General features: G+C 42.5%; 15 protein-coding genes. 9 read left to right on the top strand and 6 right to left on the bottom strand.

The window, feature by feature from the left end:
* Positions 1 to 87 precede the first annotated feature (87 nt).
* Positions 88 to 540 carry a ferritin family protein gene (locus tag DU53_RS11105; protein WP_063728673.1) on the top strand — a complete coding sequence of 151 codons (453 nt, stop codon included), beginning with the start codon at positions 88 to 90 and terminating at the stop codon, positions 538 to 540.
* Positions 541 to 623: 83 nt separating this feature from the next.
* Here DU53_RS11105 and DU53_RS11100 read toward each other — a convergent pair whose 3' ends face one another.
* The 6 genes from DU53_RS11100 to obgE all read right to left on the bottom strand — a co-directional run bounded on the left by DU53_RS11100 (position 624) and on the right by obgE (position 6806).
* Positions 624 to 1574, bottom strand: coding sequence for a calcium/sodium antiporter (locus DU53_RS11100; RefSeq protein WP_201030084.1), 951 nt, complete (start codon positions 1572 to 1574; stop codon positions 624 to 626).
* Between the two features lie 66 nt (positions 1575 to 1640).
* Positions 1641 to 2822 (bottom strand): glycine C-acetyltransferase, encoded by a 1182-nt coding sequence (locus DU53_RS11095; RefSeq protein ID WP_063728669.1) that lies wholly within the window; start codon positions 2820 to 2822, stop codon positions 1641 to 1643.
* Positions 2823 to 2824: 2 nt separating this feature from the next.
* Positions 2825 to 3868, bottom strand: coding sequence for an L-threonine 3-dehydrogenase (tdh, locus tag DU53_RS11090; RefSeq protein WP_041289055.1), 1044 nt, complete (start codon positions 3866 to 3868; stop codon positions 2825 to 2827).
* 113 nt (positions 3869 to 3981) lie between these two features.
* Entirely contained in the window at positions 3982 to 4926 is a 945-nt protein-coding gene (locus DU53_RS11085) for a tRNA-dihydrouridine synthase (RefSeq protein WP_015869442.1), read from the bottom strand.
* Positions 4913 to 5509: a nicotinate (nicotinamide) nucleotide adenylyltransferase gene (nadD, locus tag DU53_RS11080; protein WP_063728667.1), complete on the bottom strand. Its 597-nt coding sequence runs from the start codon at positions 5507 to 5509 to the stop codon at positions 4913 to 4915. The genes DU53_RS11085 and nadD overlap by 14 nt, the downstream gene beginning before the upstream one ends.
* Complete coding sequence (gene obgE / locus DU53_RS11075; RefSeq protein WP_063728665.1) at positions 5493 to 6806, bottom strand: GTPase ObgE; 1314 nt, start codon at positions 6804 to 6806, stop codon at positions 5493 to 5495. Before obgE ends, nadD begins: the two co-directional genes overlap by 17 nt.
* Here obgE and DU53_RS11070 point away from each other — a divergent pair.
* The 8 genes from DU53_RS11070 to DU53_RS11035 all read left to right on the top strand — a co-directional run bounded on the left by DU53_RS11070 (position 6805) and on the right by DU53_RS11035 (position 15120).
* Positions 6805 to 7422, top strand: coding sequence for an ATP-dependent Clp protease proteolytic subunit (locus DU53_RS11070; RefSeq protein ID WP_063728663.1), 618 nt, complete (start codon positions 6805 to 6807; stop codon positions 7420 to 7422). The genes obgE and DU53_RS11070 overlap by 2 nt on opposite strands.
* A 66-nt stretch (positions 7423 to 7488) precedes the next feature.
* Positions 7489 to 9960, top strand: a complete 2472-nt coding sequence (mutS, locus tag DU53_RS11065; RefSeq protein WP_063728662.1) for a DNA mismatch repair protein MutS — start codon at positions 7489 to 7491, stop codon at positions 9958 to 9960.
* A gap of 52 nt (positions 9961 to 10012) precedes the next feature.
* A complete protein-coding gene (locus DU53_RS11060; RefSeq protein WP_015869436.1) occupies positions 10013 to 11107 on the top strand; it encodes a Xaa-Pro peptidase family protein in 1095 nt (364 codons plus the stop codon).
* Between the two features lie 16 nt (positions 11108 to 11123).
* Positions 11124 to 11681 carry an elongation factor P gene (gene efp / locus DU53_RS11055; protein WP_015869435.1) on the top strand — a complete coding sequence of 186 codons (558 nt, stop codon included), beginning with the start codon at positions 11124 to 11126 and terminating at the stop codon, positions 11679 to 11681.
* A gap of 32 nt (positions 11682 to 11713) precedes the next feature.
* Positions 11714 to 12124 (top strand): Asp23/Gls24 family envelope stress response protein, encoded by a 411-nt coding sequence (locus DU53_RS11050; protein ID WP_015869434.1) that lies wholly within the window; start codon positions 11714 to 11716, stop codon positions 12122 to 12124.
* A gap of 21 nt (positions 12125 to 12145) precedes the next feature.
* Positions 12146 to 12592, top strand: a complete 447-nt coding sequence (gene nusB / locus DU53_RS11045) for a transcription antitermination factor NusB (RefSeq protein WP_015869433.1) — start codon at positions 12146 to 12148, stop codon at positions 12590 to 12592.
* 13 nt (positions 12593 to 12605) lie between these two features.
* Complete coding sequence (locus DU53_RS11040; protein WP_015869432.1) at positions 12606 to 14276, top strand: formate--tetrahydrofolate ligase; 1671 nt, start codon at positions 12606 to 12608, stop codon at positions 14274 to 14276.
* 10 nt (positions 14277 to 14286) lie between these two features.
* Positions 14287 to 15120 carry a bifunctional 5,10-methylenetetrahydrofolate dehydrogenase/5,10-methenyltetrahydrofolate cyclohydrolase gene (locus DU53_RS11035; RefSeq protein WP_015869431.1) on the top strand — a complete coding sequence of 278 codons (834 nt, stop codon included), beginning with the start codon at positions 14287 to 14289 and terminating at the stop codon, positions 15118 to 15120.
* The last annotated feature ends 1 nt before the right edge of the window (position 15121 follow it).

Below are 15121 nucleotides of genomic sequence, written 5' to 3'. Positions count from 1 at the left end.
TTCCACGGTGTACATAGGCTTTGGTTGTGATGAGCATAGTTTGTATAATGGAAGTAGTTATAATTCTGGCTAGAAAAGGGGGATTTTATGATAGGTATTACAGAACTACTGGAGATTGCAATTGAAATTGAGGAGAAAGGTTATTCCTATTATTCTAAGCTAGCGGATAGGTCGCCTGGTTATAATAAAGTCTTATTTGAAAGTCTTGCCAGGCAGGAAAAGGAGCATGTGGAATGGTTCCGAGATTTGATGAAAGAATTCAAAGATGAACAAACGGACGCTGAGCCTTATGAGATTGAAAATGCTGATTTTTTAAAAAGTCTCGCAGAGATTTCCATTTTCTCTTTTGAAGATGCTGAAAAGTTTATAGATGATCTGGAAAAAGCGGTGAAAGCTGCTGTGCAAATTGAAAAAGACACTATCGAATTTTACAAGAGATTGGTAGAATACATTCCAAAAAAGAGACTCTTGGAAAGGATAATCAGAGAGGAAGAAAGGCATCTGGAAGAACTTTCGAAAGCATTCCGTAATTATGTGTAAGGTTTTGTTCTTCATCTATAACATCAGTATGATGTTGTTGGAATAGCAGATTTTGCTGTGAAGACTGGGCTGGACAGAACATATTATTTTGCTATAACGCTCATGCAAAGATACAGAACGTAGATAGCGAGCAATATTACTCCCGAGAATCTTCCCAGAGTCCTCTTTTTTCCTGCAAGAAATGGAAGGATCGTAACCGTTGCGATGGTGAAAATTATGTCCTGTGTTACGGGTCTGTCCGCTTTTATTGGAGATACGAGTGAGGATATGCCCAGTACCACAAGAAGGTTGAAAATATTTGAACCAACGATATTTCCAACGGCTAAATCTGCCTGTTTTTTGATACCGGCAACAATCGAGGTAACGAGTTCAGGCAAAGAGGTCCCCACGGCAACAACGGTAACGCCAATCAAAGTTTCGCTGACACCAAAAGTTTTCGCGAGTACAATTCCTGACTTGACCACCATCTCGCCACCGAAAATAACACCTGCCATCCCACCAAGAGTAGCGAGCCACGCAAGCGCGATGTTTTTCTCCAGGATATTTTCGACTTTCGATTCAACGACGGTTTCTTTGTTGAAGATGTCTTTTTTTGCCATACCGTACACATAATCAATAAAGATGATGAAGAAACACAGTAAAACGATACCTTCATACCTGCTGATCACGAATCCGTCGTTCAACAGCAGCACACCCGTGGCCAGAGATATGAGGATGACAAAGGGAATCTCAGAGCGCATGGTGGATTTCGAGACTTTTATCTTCCGGATCAGGGCACTGGCTCCAAGAACCAGAGCGACATTTGCTATATTAGAGCCAAGAACATTTCCTATGGCTATTCCTGACCCTTTAACGGCTGCCTGTATGCTAACGGCCAGCTCTGGTGCGCTCGTTCCAAAAGCTACTATTGTAAGACCTATAAACAGTTCTGAGACGCCAAGCCTTTTAGCCAGGGCAACCGAACCATCTATGAGGTAATCTGCTCCTTTTAATAGAAGAAAAATACCAATCGCGAGTAAGAAGAGGTTTAGCAATACGCTCGCCTCCATAAAAAGCGATGGTGGAAATCCCACCATCGCCATGGTATCGACTGGTAATTATTATATCACACCAAGTTCTTTACCGACTTTTTTGAATTTTCCAAGGGCAAAATCGAGATCTTCTTTCGTGTGGACGGCACTTATCATAACTCTTATTCTTGCCTTACCCTTTGGAACGGTTGGATAACCGATAGATTGGGCGAATATTCCTTCTTCAAATAGTTTTTTACTGAACTGAGATGACAATTTGGCGTCGTAAAGCATGACAGGAGTTATTGGGGTTTCACTGTGACCTGTATCGAATCCCAGTTTCTGCATTTCCGTTTTGAAATAACTGGCATTATCCCAGAGCTTTTTAACCAGTTCATCGGAAGCTTTGAGCATTCTCACGGCAGCAAGAGCGGCACCAGTTTCTGCTGGTGAAAGCGAACTACTGAACAGGAAAGGACGTGCTTTTTGTTTTAGATAATCTATGAGCTCTTTTTTACCGGCAACAAATCCGCCAACTACTCCGAAGGCTTTGGAAAGGGTTCCAACTTCAATATCGACTCTTCCATGAAGATCAAAATGATCGACGATTCCACGACCATGACTTCCGAGTACCCCTTCTCCGTGAGCGTCATCTACCATGAGCAGAGCATCATATTTTTCACATTTTTCGACGATCTCAGGAAGCGGGGCGAGGTCTCCATCCATTGAGAAGACTCCATCAGTGATTACCAATAGTCTTCTTGAACCTTCAGCTTTGGCTTGCTTCAGTTTCTCTTCAAGGTCTTCAGCGTCTCTGTGTTTCCAGACGTAGCGTTTCGCTTTGGAAAGCCTGACTCCGTCGATTATACTCGCATGGTTTAGTTCATCTGAGAGAATAGCATCTTCAGCTGTGGTTATTGCCGGAATAACTGCTTGATTCGCGTTGAAACCTGACTGAAGTACAAGGGTTGCTTCTACTTTCTTGAATTCAGCAAGTTCCTTTTCAAGAAGCTCGTGAATTTCGAGTGTTCCAGCTATCGTTCTAACTGCTCCAGGACCGACACCCCATTTTTCTATTGCTTCAATGGCAGCCTTTTTAAGCTCTTCATTGAACGCTAAACCCAGATAGTTGTTGGAACAAAGATTCAAAACCTTTTTCCCGTCGATCGTTAACCAGGCTCCCTGAGGACTTTGTAATGTTCTAATTCTAACGAGAAGACCTTTTTCTTCGAGCTCTTTTAGCTCTTTTGAGAATTCGTTATAATCGAACATCCTTACACCCCCTCGGAAATATCTATTATTACCTTACCAGAACTACCACTCATCATAGCTTCAAAGCCTTTTTCCCAGTCTTCCATCTTTACAATGTGAGTGACAATAGGAGATAGATCCACAACGTTGTTTTTTAATAATTGGGTTGCTATTTGCCAGGTTTCAAACATCTTACGACCAGTGATTCCAAAAACTGTGAGGCCTTTGAAGATAATCAGGGAATTGATATCGAAGCTGATACTGCCAGGGAACACTCCAAGGAGCGAAACTACTCCACCGTTGGTTATGCTTTGAAGCCCCTGAACAAGAGCGTTGACATTTCCGGACATTTCGAGAAGTACATCCACACCGTTACCTTCAGTTAGTTCTTTTACTTTTGAAGGAACATCTATTTCCCTGGGATCGAGCACGACATCTGCTCCCATTTTTTTCGCAAGTGATTTGCGGAAGTCTTTTAGTTCGGTAACTATGACCCGGGCTGCTCCTGAGGCTTTCGCAACGGCGGCAGCCATTACGCCGATTGGCCCGGCACCCGTAATTAAAACGTTTTTACCGGTCAGATCTGTTACAAGAGCTGTGTGTACAGCATTTCCAAAGGGTTCCATTATCGAAGCGTACTCTGCGGGAATCCCTTTATCCACTTTCCAGAGAACAATTTCAGGTACCTTTACGTATTTGGCAAAGACACCATCCCTGTCAACTCCGAGAATTTCCATGTCTCTGCAGATGTGCATTTTCCCGGTTTTGCACTGTAAGCATTTCATACAAGGGATGTGCGTTTCGGAAACAACTCTGTCTCCAACAGATACCATGGAAACATTTTCGCCAACCTCTATAACCTCTCCTGTGAATTCATGCCCTGCTATTTGCGGCGGTTTTATTCTTTGCTGAGACCACTCGTTCCATTCATAGATGTGAACATCCGTTCCGCAGATCGATGCTTTATCCACTTTTACAAGAACCTCATTTGGCCCTAGTTCCTCTGGAACAGGAACCTCTTTCAATGAAAAACCGGGACCACATGTTTCTTTGACAATAGCTTTCATTGTTTTTTTCAAGCCCCCAGCCTCCTTATTCATAATCTCTCATTTTTAGTTTATCTTATGAAATATTCTTTTCAAAAAACAAATAGAGCACCCTAATTGCTTATTTGAGCGATTCATAGTTTTAAGCTCTTTATATCTAATCCATACTGCATAAGAAAATTCTCGACATCCGTTTTGTTTTTCAATTTCATGTATTCTCTTCGCATCTTTGTTGCATTTAGTAATCCCTTGCAATAACCCACAAAGTGTTTTCTCGACTCGATTATCGCTCTTTCTTCTCCCTTTAATTCGATCAGCTTCTTGAGATGTTTTGCAAAGACCTTCAAGCGTTCATGAGGATCCGGGACTGTGTAACTTCCCTTTTGCTTCAGTTCTTTGTATTGGCTGAAGATCCACGGGTTTCCAATTGCCCCGCGTGCCACTAAAACTCCATCGACTCCGTACTTTTCGAAAGCTTCTACAATTTTTTCTGGAGAAAAGACATCACCCGAACCATAAACTTTTATTCCATGAGGTTTGCAGATTTTTACCACTTTACCGATTGATTCCCAATCTGCAACACCAGAATATCCTTGAACGACGGTACGGCCGTGAACCATTATCGCGAAAGGTCTGGATTCAACAAGTCTTTCGACGATCTTTACCACCTCGTTTTTATCCCACCCAAGCCTGATCTTCACAGATACTGGCAAATCTGAAATGCCTTTCAATGTCTGAATCATGGCGTTTAATTTTTCTGGTTCTCTTAAAAGCGCAGCTCCCGCTCCCCGTTTTACAACTTTCTTCACTGGACAACCGGCGTTAATGTCAAACCATGTGGCTTTATCAAGAACGGCTTTTGCAGCCATGGCAAGACGCGCGATGTCATTTCCGAACAGCTGGATCCTGCACGGGGTTTCCGGAATGATTTTTTGTGTGGTTCGATCATTTCTCAAAACTCCTTCAACGCTCAACATTTCACTGAAAACAAAATCTGCTCCCCATTCGAGAGAGATGGCCCTCATTGCTTCATCCGTATAGCCCGCCATGGGTGCAAGACCGACTTCATTTTCTGGCATAAAATGCTCTTACCTCCTCAGATATAGAACACGGAACCATTCCCAGAATGCTTTTGCCTTCTTTGATCCTTTCTCTTATTTCAGTTGAAGAAATCTCGATGAGAGGTGCTTTGAGAAAATGCACATTTCTTTCTGAAGGAGATATTGGAGGTTTCCTTTCAGGGACGTTTTTCCTTACCCGAGGATAAACCACGAGAATGGCTTCTTCCAGGATAGCCTGATAGCTGTACCATTCATCTAGCTCATAAAAACTATCTTCACCGATGAGAAAGAAAGGTTTATCGCCATAAAGAGCTGCAAAATGCCTTATGGTGAAGATGGAATAGGAGGTATCGCCCCGTCTGGCTTCAAAATCCGATACGAAGATTTTATTCTCACCTTTAAAAACGCGTTTTATCCAATTAAAACGCGTCTGGAAATCTGCATTACATGAAGTTTTATGTGGTGGAATATACGCGGGAACGATGTATAATCTATCAAGCGAGAGGGCTTCAATGGCCCTCGTCGCAATAATGACGTGTCCAACGTGTATCGGATCGAATGATCCCCCAAAGATGCCGTATCTTTTATTCCATGTATTCATATTCACGCCCTCTGATCACAACGATATCACCTTCCTGAGCTCCCATCTTTCTCAGTCTCTCCGAAAGACCTCCGGCTTCGAGCTTATCCAGTAAGAATTTATCTTGATTTTCCACCTTGAATTTTTCTGCGTAGTAATCAACCGCAGGTCCTTCGACAACATACCTTCCTTTTGAATCTTTGTGTATGAAGAATTCGGAAGGATCCGGAGCTTCACGCGATACCGGTTTTACTTTTGGCGTTTTTTTCTGTGAAGCGACACCCGTTTTTTTAAGAAATGTTTTTTGTGTTTTTATCTTTTCCCACATCTCCCATTTTAGTTTGTCTATATTTCTGCCCTGAATAGCCGATATAGGTAGAATTTTTTTCCCGGTTTTATCATAAAACCGCTTTACGCGTTTTTCAATCTCTTCATCGCTGAGGACATCGATTTTGTTTCCGACAACAATTTCCGGTTTTTTGGCCAGCTCCTCATTGTGAAGTTCCAGTTCCTTGCGGATATCATAATAATCCTGAATGAAGTCTCTATCTTCAGTTTCTGCTATATCCAGCACATGGACGAGAAGGTAGCAACGCTCCACATGTTTCAAAAAATTGTGCCCGAGGCCAGCTCCTTTGTGGGCACCTTTCACGAGTCCAGGAACATCAGCGACTATGAACCCGTGTTCTGGAGACAGTTTCACAACCCCGAGGTTTGGCACAAGGGTCGTGAAATGGTAGTTAGCAATCTTTGGCTTCGAATTGGAGATCTTTGAAATGATCGTGGATTTTCCCGTATTTGGAAAACCTATCAAGCCAACGTCTGCCAGAAGTTTTAACTCTAGATATATTTTGCGTTCTTCGCCCGGTTCTCCTGCTTCTGCTACTCTTGGTGCTTGATTAACTGAGGTTGCGAAGTGAACATTTCCACGTCCACCTTTGCCGCCTCTTGCAACACAAACAATGTCTCCCGGTGAAGATAGATCGGCGAGTAATTCTCCGGTTTCCGCGTCGTAAACAAGTGTTCCTACGGGAACTTCGATTATGACATCTTTTCCCTTTTTCCCGTATTTTTTTCCTCCTGACCCGTTTTCACCGTCTTCTGCCTCGAACTTCTTTTTGCTCTGGAATTCAAGCAATGTATTCTTGCTTGTGGTCGCTCGAATGAAAACATTACCACCGTTGCCACCATCGCCACCATCTGGGCCGCCGAAAGGTATGTACTTCTCACGTCGGAAAGAAACAGCACCATCGCCGCCTTTTCCGGCTTTTACAAATATTTTTCCCGTGTCTACTAAACTCTCGCCTGTGGGTATCATGGTACACCTCCGCATTCTTCTCATATGTTATAATAACACTGTTAAGCAAAAGGAGGAAGTGATGATGGAAAGAATAGTGAACATAGGGTTTGACTCCTTTGTGGTAACCGATAGGATTATGGCTGTTTTGCCGGCGCAAAATTCAGTAGTTAAGTTGTTCTTAGAATCTCAAGACCCGGATAAGGATATAAGTATCTATATCAATAGCCCGGGTGGTTCTGTAACTTCAGGACTGGCGATCTATGACACAATGCAGTATATAAAACCAGATGTCAGCACGATATGTATTGGTATGGCTGCTTCAATGGCTGCGGTGATACTCGCTGGCGGAAGCAAAGGAAAGCGATTTGCGTTACCACATTCCAGAATAATGATTCATCAGCCATGGGGCGGAGCCGAAGGAACAGCAAAAGATATTGAGATAAGAACTCGTGAACTGCTCTTTATAAGGGATCAGATAAACGAGATTCTCAGTCATCACACCAATCAACCGAAGGAAAAGATAGAAGAGGACACAGATAGAGATTTCTATATGAGCCCCGCAGAGGCCGTGAAATATGGACTGGTAGATAAGGTTATAGAGCCGAGAAAATTGAAGGTTGCTAAGAAGGCTTGACGATCCATTTTTTGAAAAATCGCCGGCGCTAAGCGCCGGTTTTTAGGCTTATATGGAGTGATAGCAATGAAGAACAAAAGTCTGACACCAATGATGAGACAGTATCTTGAAATAAAAGAGAAATATAAAGATTGTATCCTTCTTTTTAGGCTCGGAGATTTTTATGAAACATTTTTTGAAGATGCCAGGGTTATTTCAGAAGAGCTTCAACTTGTCCTGACTTCACGAAACGGCCATCCTATGGCCGGCGTCCCATATCATGCACTGGATCAGTACGTGAAAAAGCTAATTTCTGCAGGATATAAGGTTGCTATTTGTGACCAGGTGGAGGATCCTGCAACCGCTAAAGGACTCGTCAAAAGAGAAGTAACAAGAGTGATCACGCCTGGTACATTGATCGAAGATGATCTTTTATCGTCTGAAGAAAATAACTTCATAGCGGCAGTATCTGAAGAAAAGGGAGTTTTTCCCTTTGTGATTGCAGATATATCCACTGGTGATGTTGCGGTAACCAGTTGCGAAAGCCTTTCAGATCTTAAAGATGTTTTGTACAGAACGGCACCTTCTCAATTGATAATGAACGAGAAGTTAAAGCCGTTGAAGAAGGAAATAACGGGGGAACTTTCCAATGTTTTCTTGGAATTTCTTGAGGAGTGGCATTTTGCGTATTCTTCCAGTGTCGAATATGTAAAACGTTTCTACGAACTTGCCTCTATCGATGCGCTTGAAATCTCTTCCGCTGAGATCATTGTGCTTGGTGCGCTTTTCAAATATATAGAGATGACTCAATTCAAACCCTTGAAGCATCTTTCTCTTCCCCGAGTACTGAGAAGATCCGGGTACATGTATCTTGATGCTTCAACAATAGAGAATCTCTCTATTTTGCCTTCAGAAAGAAGAGGATCCCTCTATCAAACCTTAAAAGCTACTGTAACTTCTATGGGTGGAAGGAAGCTGAAGGAATGGCTTCTTAATCCCTTGAAGGATTTGGGGAAAATTGAGAGAAGGCTTGATATCGTTGAGGCTTTCTATTCTGATCCGTTGCTGCTCGAAGAGCTCCGGGAGTATCTCCGTCAAGCATTCGATATTGAGAGAATATCATCGAGGCTGGCTACCGGTCGAGCGATTCCACGTGATCTTCAAGCTTTGAGAACTACCTTGCAGGTTTTACCCCTGATAAAAGAACTCTTGTATTCCAATGACGTTCTTTCTGTAATCGCTGAAGATATAGAATTGTTTGAAGAGGAAAGAAAACTTTTAGAAGCTTCAATAAGTGATGAACCTGCTGCTGCACCCGGTGAGGGAAAGGTAATACGCAGGGGTTATAGTGAAGAGCTCGACGAACTGATGGATCTTCTTGAGCATTCACAGGACAAAATGAAAGAGTTTGAACTCAGAGAACGTCAAAAGACGGGAATAAACAATCTAAAGGTCAAATATAACAAGGTCTTTGGTTACTTCATCGAAGTATCGAAAGGCCAGGTCTCACGGGTACCTGACGATTACATAAGAAAACAAACGCTGGTTAACTCGGAAAGATATATTACGCCTGAACTAAAAGAGTTTGAAGATAAGGTTTTGAGTGCCAGTGAACGTGTCGCCGTTCTCGAAAGAGCGTTGTACGAAGATATCTGTCAAAAACTCTCTAATTCCGTGCAGAGATTCAGAAAAGCCGGTGGGCTTCTTGCTGAGTTGGACGTACTTCAGTCCTTTGCAACCGTGGCAAAAAAATGTGGTTACACCCGACCGGTTTTTTCAAGCAATCACACCTCGTATGTGGAAGCCGCGAGGCATCCTGTTGTGGAGCATTATGTGAAAGATTTTGTTCCTAACGATATTCAATTCGATGAAAAACACTCTTTCTATATATTGACCGGACCTAACATGAGCGGAAAATCCACCTACATAAGGCAGGTCGCCTTAATTTCTTTGATGGCACAGGTTGGGTCGTTTGTACCTGCAAAACGTGCGATTCTCCCCGTTTATGACAGAATATTTACCCGTATAGGTGCCCGGGATGATGTGGCTGGTGGAAAATCTACTTTTCTTGTGGAGATGATGGAAACGGCGACTATCTTATCTCAGGCTACAGAGGATAGTTTGGTGGTTTTAGATGAAGTTGGGCGAGGGACGAGCACTTTTGACGGTATCAGTATAGCGTGGGCTGTTTCTGAATATATTTACGAAGCTATAGGCTGTCATACGATTTTTGCAACACATTTTACTGAATTGACGGAGTTATCGCAGATGTACGAAGGGATAAATAATAAGACTATCGAGGTTCGTGAGATCGAGGATGGCGTTATCTTTCTACATAAGGTTGTCGATGGAGTTGCCAGCCAATCGCATGGAATCGATGTAGCTAAATTGGCAGGATTGCCTGACATAGTTTTGCAAAGGGCACGGGAGATTTTGAAGATTATAGTTAAAACCAGTGCGTTGGATAAGACGGTGAAAGTTCTCTCCTCTGATGAAATTAAAGAAATACGAAAGAAAAAGAAAGGAAAAATGCATAAGAATCAGATGTCCCTATTCTAATATCAGTTATAATATTTTGAAATGCTATAATTTTCTTTATGGAGGTTCATTTATGATGGCGGGAGCAAACAATCTGGCAAAGTTGAGAGAAAAAATGGTAAAAGATGATGTAGATGGAGTTATACTTCTTAACTTTGAAGATAGAAATCGTGCCACAACGTGGTACGTTTCAGGTTTTTCGGGTTCTTTTGCTGTACTTCTTATAAGTCAAAAGAAAGAGTATATTCTAACCGATTCACGTTATTACACACAGGCTGCTATGCAAACATCTTTTGAGCTTATTCCGTTGAAAAACGGCATGGAGACAGTGGAAGAAACTATAATCAAATTTGTGGAAGAGGAAAACATCAAGCGACTCGGTATCGAAGAGGAGAGAATAACTCTTGCACATTATAAGGATCTTTTTTCCAGGCTTGAAAATGTGGAGATCCTTTCGATAGACGAAACTATTAAGGGACTTCGTTCGGTAAAATCCCCTGAAGAAATTGAAAAAATAAAAGTAGCCATAGACGTAGCTGAGAAAGCCCTTCTGGAAACTCTCAATATTATAAAACCAGGAATAACTGAACAGAAAATCGCGGCCGTTCTTGAATATGAGATGAGAAAGCGCGGCGGTATCCCGGCATTCGAAACTATAGTAGCTTCAGGTTATCGTAGTGCGATAGTTCACGGTAGATCCTCAGAAAAAAAAGTCAAAGAAGGAGAGTTTATTCTTATCGATTATGGAGCCATGGTGAATGGTTATTGTTCCGATATCACGAGGACTTTCTGTCTTGGAACGCCTTCAGATGAGATGGTAAAGGTGTATGAAATTGTTTATAATACACAAAAAACCTGCCGTGAAGCCGCAAAAGCAGGAATGGTTGGAAAAGAACTTCATCTGATGGCGGTTGATATGATTACCAATGCAGGTTACGGAGAATATTTTGGACATGGATTGGGGCATGGCCTGGGAATGGAGGTTCACGAAGCTCCAGCAGTGGGTCTTAAAAACGAGAATCCGTTGCCTTCAGGTGCTGTCGTTACTATAGAGCCTGGCATATATATTCCGGAGAAATTTGGTGTTCGCATAGAGGATGATGTTTTATTAACGGATAACGGAGCAGTAATTCTAACAACTCTAGATAGAAAATTGAAAACACTTTAATCTGGAGGTGTGGTTTGTGGTAGAGGTAGGAGATATAAGAAAGGGAATGGCGTTGATCATTGATAATGATATTTATATAGTGCTTGATGTAAACAAGCACTTTACCGCAAGAGGGAGCGGAATTATCAGAACAAAAATGAAGAATATAAGGACAGGTTATGTTAGAGAATTCAAGTTCAATAGTGGTGAAAAAGTGGAAGAGGCCAGCCTTAGCCTGAGACATGTTCAGTATCTATATCGTGACGGCGACCTTTTCTATTTTATGGATCTGGAAACTTACGAACAATATGCTTTAGATAAAGACATTATTGGTGAGGCTGTCTACTATTTGAAGGAGAACATGGAACTCGACCTTCAGTTCCATGATAGTACTCCAATTGGTGTAGTACTGCCAAATACTGTGATCCTTGAGGTTGTTGAAACGGCCCCCAGTTACAAAGGCGATACGGTATCCGGCGGTGGAAAACCAGCCGTCTGTGAAACCGGCCTGAAAGTTATCGTACCATTCTTTGTTGAAACCGGTCAGAAAATCAAAGTGGACACACGAACAGGCGAATATATTGAAAGGGCATAAAAAATTGTTTTTCCTTGGAAGGAGGGAGCGTAATGAATTACGGTGAATCTGATCTCGGCAAAATAGAAATATCTGATATTGTCATCAGGGATATAGCTATACATTCACTAATTGAATTCTTGAACATGTCTCCAAAGGATCCGAAAGCAAAAAAAGAAGCAAAATCTATGGTGAACATCCAGGTTGAAGAGGAAGGCGACGAAAAGCTGGTGAGAATATTTGCGAGAATCAAGGTTAAATACGGCGAACCAATTCCTACTTACGCAAGGAAGCTTCAGGAGAAGCTCAAAAATGATGTTGAAAATCTCAGCGGTTTGAAGGTCGAAGAAGTATCGATCACGATAGAAGACGTTGTAGAAGTTGTCGAAGAAGAGCCAGTTCCTGAGGTAAAAGAAGAACATCTAGAAGAACTGGAAAAACCGGAAGAAGAGAACGATACTTGATGCGAGGGATTGATTGAAAAAATGCCTAATCCCGGAACCGGTCAGAGAAGGAAAATAAGAGAAATTGTTTTCAGGTCGATTTTCCAGTACGATTTTCATAAGGATTTTCCTGCTGCTATGGAGTATCTTGAGCGGGAAACAGCCTTTTATTCCCTGGACAAAGAAAGCAAAAACAGAGCTAAAGGTTATCTTATGGGAATAATCGAGCACCTCGATGAAATTGACAGTATAATAACCGCATATCTGAAGAATTGGACCTTTGATCGACTTGCTTCCATAGATAGGAGTGTTCTCAGGCTTGCAACTTATGAGCTTCTTTATGTAGATGACGTTCCTATCGAGGTGACACTGAACGAAGCTATAGAGATAACAAAAAAATACGGTTCACAAGAAGAGGGGAAGTTCGTCAACGGTGTCCTGGACAAGATAGCTAAAGAGAGGGTTTCAGAAGAAAAGAGAGCCCTTTAAGAGGTGGAAGGTTATGAATGATGATCTAGCAATCGCTCAGGCCACAAAATTAAAGCCCATTGATGAAATAGCAGAATTTGCGGGCATTGAACGTAAATATTTGAAGCCTTATGGGAATTACATTGCAAAAGTATCCCACAGAATCTATGAAGAACTGGCCCAACGCGAAGATGGGAACCTTATTCTGGTTACCGCGATAACCCCAACAAGCGCTGGCGAGGGAAAGACGACCACTTCGATAGGGCTGTCGATGGCGTTAAACCGCCTGGGGAAAAAATCATTCGTCACCCTCAGGGAGCCTTCAATTGGCCCCGTTATGGGAATAAAAGGCGGGGCAGCTGGTGGGGGTTATTCGCAGGTTCTTCCAATGGAGGACATAAACCTTCATTTCACAGGGGATATTCATGCGGTGTCACTAGCACATAATTTGCTTTCTGCTGCAATAGATGCACATTTGAAGTTTGATAACGAACTAGAAATCGATTCTACCCAGATATACTGGCCAAGAGCCATGGATATGAACGATCGTGCTCTCAGAAAGATTGTTGTCGGCCTCGGTGGAAAAGCCAACGGCTATCCCCGTGAAGATAAATTTATAATAACCGCAGCGTCTGAAATAATGGCGATTCTTTGCCTGGCTAAAGATCTTGAAGATCTTAAAGAAAGGGTCGGAAACATCGTTATTGCGAAAAACAAAAAGAAAGAGTATGTTCTCGCAAAAGATCTCAAGGTTCATGGGGCTATAGCTGCTCTGTTAAAGGATGCCATTGATCCGAATCTTGTTCAAACAATAGAAGGTACCCCTGCATTCATTCACGGCGGACCTTTTGCAAATATTGCTCATGGTACGAATTCTATAATAGCTACAAAGATTGCCTTGAAACTATCTGATTATGTGGTTACCGAGGCTGGATTTGGGGCAGATCTTGGTGGAGAAAAGTTCCTGAATTTTGTCAGCCAGGTAGCTGGATTCAAACCGTCGGTGGTTGTGCTAGTTGCTTCGTTACGCGCGTTAAAGCTTCATGGTGGAGCAAAGAAAGACAGTATAACCGAGGAGAACCTGGAAGCTCTTGAGAAAGGCTTCGTGAATCTTCAGGTTCATTATGAAAACCTGAGAAAATTTGGGGTACCTGTATTAACAGCGTTAAACGTATTTCCAACTGACACAGATTCCGAGAAGAAGCTCTTTGAAAAACTTTGCGAAAAACACGGGATTCCCTTCGGAGAATCCAGAGTTTGGGCTAAAGGTGGAAAAGGCGGAGAAGCTCTTGCAAGAGAAGTCATAAAGCTGGCCGAAACCCACACTTCAGAGTATCACCCGTTGTATTTAATGGATACCCCGATAGAAGAGAAATTGGATATCTTGACGCGAGAAATCTATCGTGCAAAAGGTTATGAGCTTTCTCCCACAGCGAAAGCGAAGTTGCGAAGTTTTAAAAAGAATGGATTTGGGAATGCACCGGTTATTGTGGCGAAAACCCAGTACTCAATCTCGGACAATCCGAAACTTCTTGGGGCACCAAAAGATTATATTTTCAATATTCGAGACTTGAATTTATCCGCAGGTGCTGGTTTTGTTGTTGCGGTCTCGGGAGATATCATGCTGATGCCCGGCCTGGGAAAGGAATTTGGTGCTCAAAGGATCGACATTGACAAAAGCGGAAAGATTTCCGGACTATTCTGAGGGGTGTGAAATGGGTATACTTTTAGATGGTAAGCCAGTGGCAAAAATGATTTACGCGGAAATAAAAGAGTGGTTGGGTAATCTTCAGGAGAAACCACCGAAGTTGGTATTGTTTTGCAGTGAACCGGATGACTCGACCAAAACCTATATGAACTCGATAGTCAAGCGCGGTGGTAAACTGGGAATTTCGGTGGAGATTTGTCATGCAGGGGAAAATCCTGTTGAAGAGATCAAAAAGCTGAACGAATCCAGAGATGTTGCGGGCGTTATGATAATGCACCCGCTTAAGAACGTTGACGAGAAACTGGTTGTCTCAGCTCTTTCACTGGAAAAGGATGTAGAAGGAAGAACGCCGGGGAATCTAGGCGGTATCATGACCGGTGATGAGAGCTTTGCACCTCCCACTGCAGAAGCGGTTATGGAGATACTTAGGTTTTACGATGTAAGTTTGAGTGGAAAAGACGTTACCATCGTTGGCCGTTCAACTACTGTGGGAAAGCCGCTTTCGATGTTAATGCTCAAAAAAGGAATAGATGCCACCGTTACCATATGTCATTCGCGAACAAAAAACCTCGTGGAAAAGATAAAAAGAGCCAATGTGCTAGTTTCTGCAGTTGGACGCGCCGGATTCATAACGAAAGAAATGGTTGGTAAAGATTCTATTATTATTGATGTGGGAATCAACCTCTATGACGGAAAAATAGTTGGAGACGTTGATTTTGAACAGGTTGAACCTGAGGTAGCTGCAATAACTCCGGTTCCCGGAGGCGTAGGTATAGTAACTACGGCCATTCTTTTCAGACATTTCATGGTTTCTTCAAGGAGAATGGTCGGGAGGCGATGAG

It is taken from the genome of Kosmotoga sp. DU53 (assembly GCF_001639905.1).
Lineage (GTDB): Bacteria > Thermotogota > Thermotogae > Petrotogales > Kosmotogaceae > Kosmotoga > Kosmotoga olearia.
This window is presented reverse-complemented; position numbering and strand designations above follow the sequence as displayed.

What these genes read in the sequence shown, in the direction of transcription:
- tdh (WP_041289055.1), bottom strand. Translation starts at nt 3,868, where the DNA reads ATGAAAGCTATTGTCAAAGAAACATGTGGTCCCGGTTTTTCATTGAAA.
- nadD (WP_063728667.1), bottom strand. Translation starts at nt 5,509, where the DNA reads ATGAATACATGGAATAAAAGATACGGCATCTTTGGGGGATCATTCGAT.
- DU53_RS11035 (WP_015869431.1), top strand. Translation starts at nt 14,287, where the DNA reads ATGGGTATACTTTTAGATGGTAAGCCAGTGGCAAAAATGATTTACGCG.
- DU53_RS11060 (WP_015869436.1), top strand. Translation starts at nt 10,013, where the DNA reads ATGATGGCGGGAGCAAACAATCTGGCAAAGTTGAGAGAAAAAATGGTA.
- DU53_RS11050 (WP_015869434.1), top strand. Translation starts at nt 11,714, where the DNA reads ATGAATTACGGTGAATCTGATCTCGGCAAAATAGAAATATCTGATATT.
- DU53_RS11095 (WP_063728669.1), bottom strand. Translation starts at nt 2,822, where the DNA reads ATGTTCGATTATAACGAATTCTCAAAAGAGCTAAAAGAGCTCGAAGAA.
- nusB (WP_015869433.1), top strand. Translation starts at nt 12,146, where the DNA reads ATGCCTAATCCCGGAACCGGTCAGAGAAGGAAAATAAGAGAAATTGTT.
- DU53_RS11070 (WP_063728663.1), top strand. Translation starts at nt 6,805, where the DNA reads ATGGTACACCTCCGCATTCTTCTCATATGTTATAATAACACTGTTAAG.
- DU53_RS11105 (WP_063728673.1), top strand. Translation starts at nt 88, where the DNA reads ATGATAGGTATTACAGAACTACTGGAGATTGCAATTGAAATTGAGGAG.
- mutS (WP_063728662.1), top strand. Translation starts at nt 7,489, where the DNA reads ATGAAGAACAAAAGTCTGACACCAATGATGAGACAGTATCTTGAAATA.
- DU53_RS11040 (WP_015869432.1), top strand. Translation starts at nt 12,606, where the DNA reads ATGAATGATGATCTAGCAATCGCTCAGGCCACAAAATTAAAGCCCATT.
- DU53_RS11085 (WP_015869442.1), bottom strand. Translation starts at nt 4,926, where the DNA reads ATGCCAGAAAATGAAGTCGGTCTTGCACCCATGGCGGGCTATACGGAT.
- obgE (WP_063728665.1), bottom strand. Translation starts at nt 6,806, where the DNA reads ATGATACCCACAGGCGAGAGTTTAGTAGACACGGGAAAAATATTTGTA.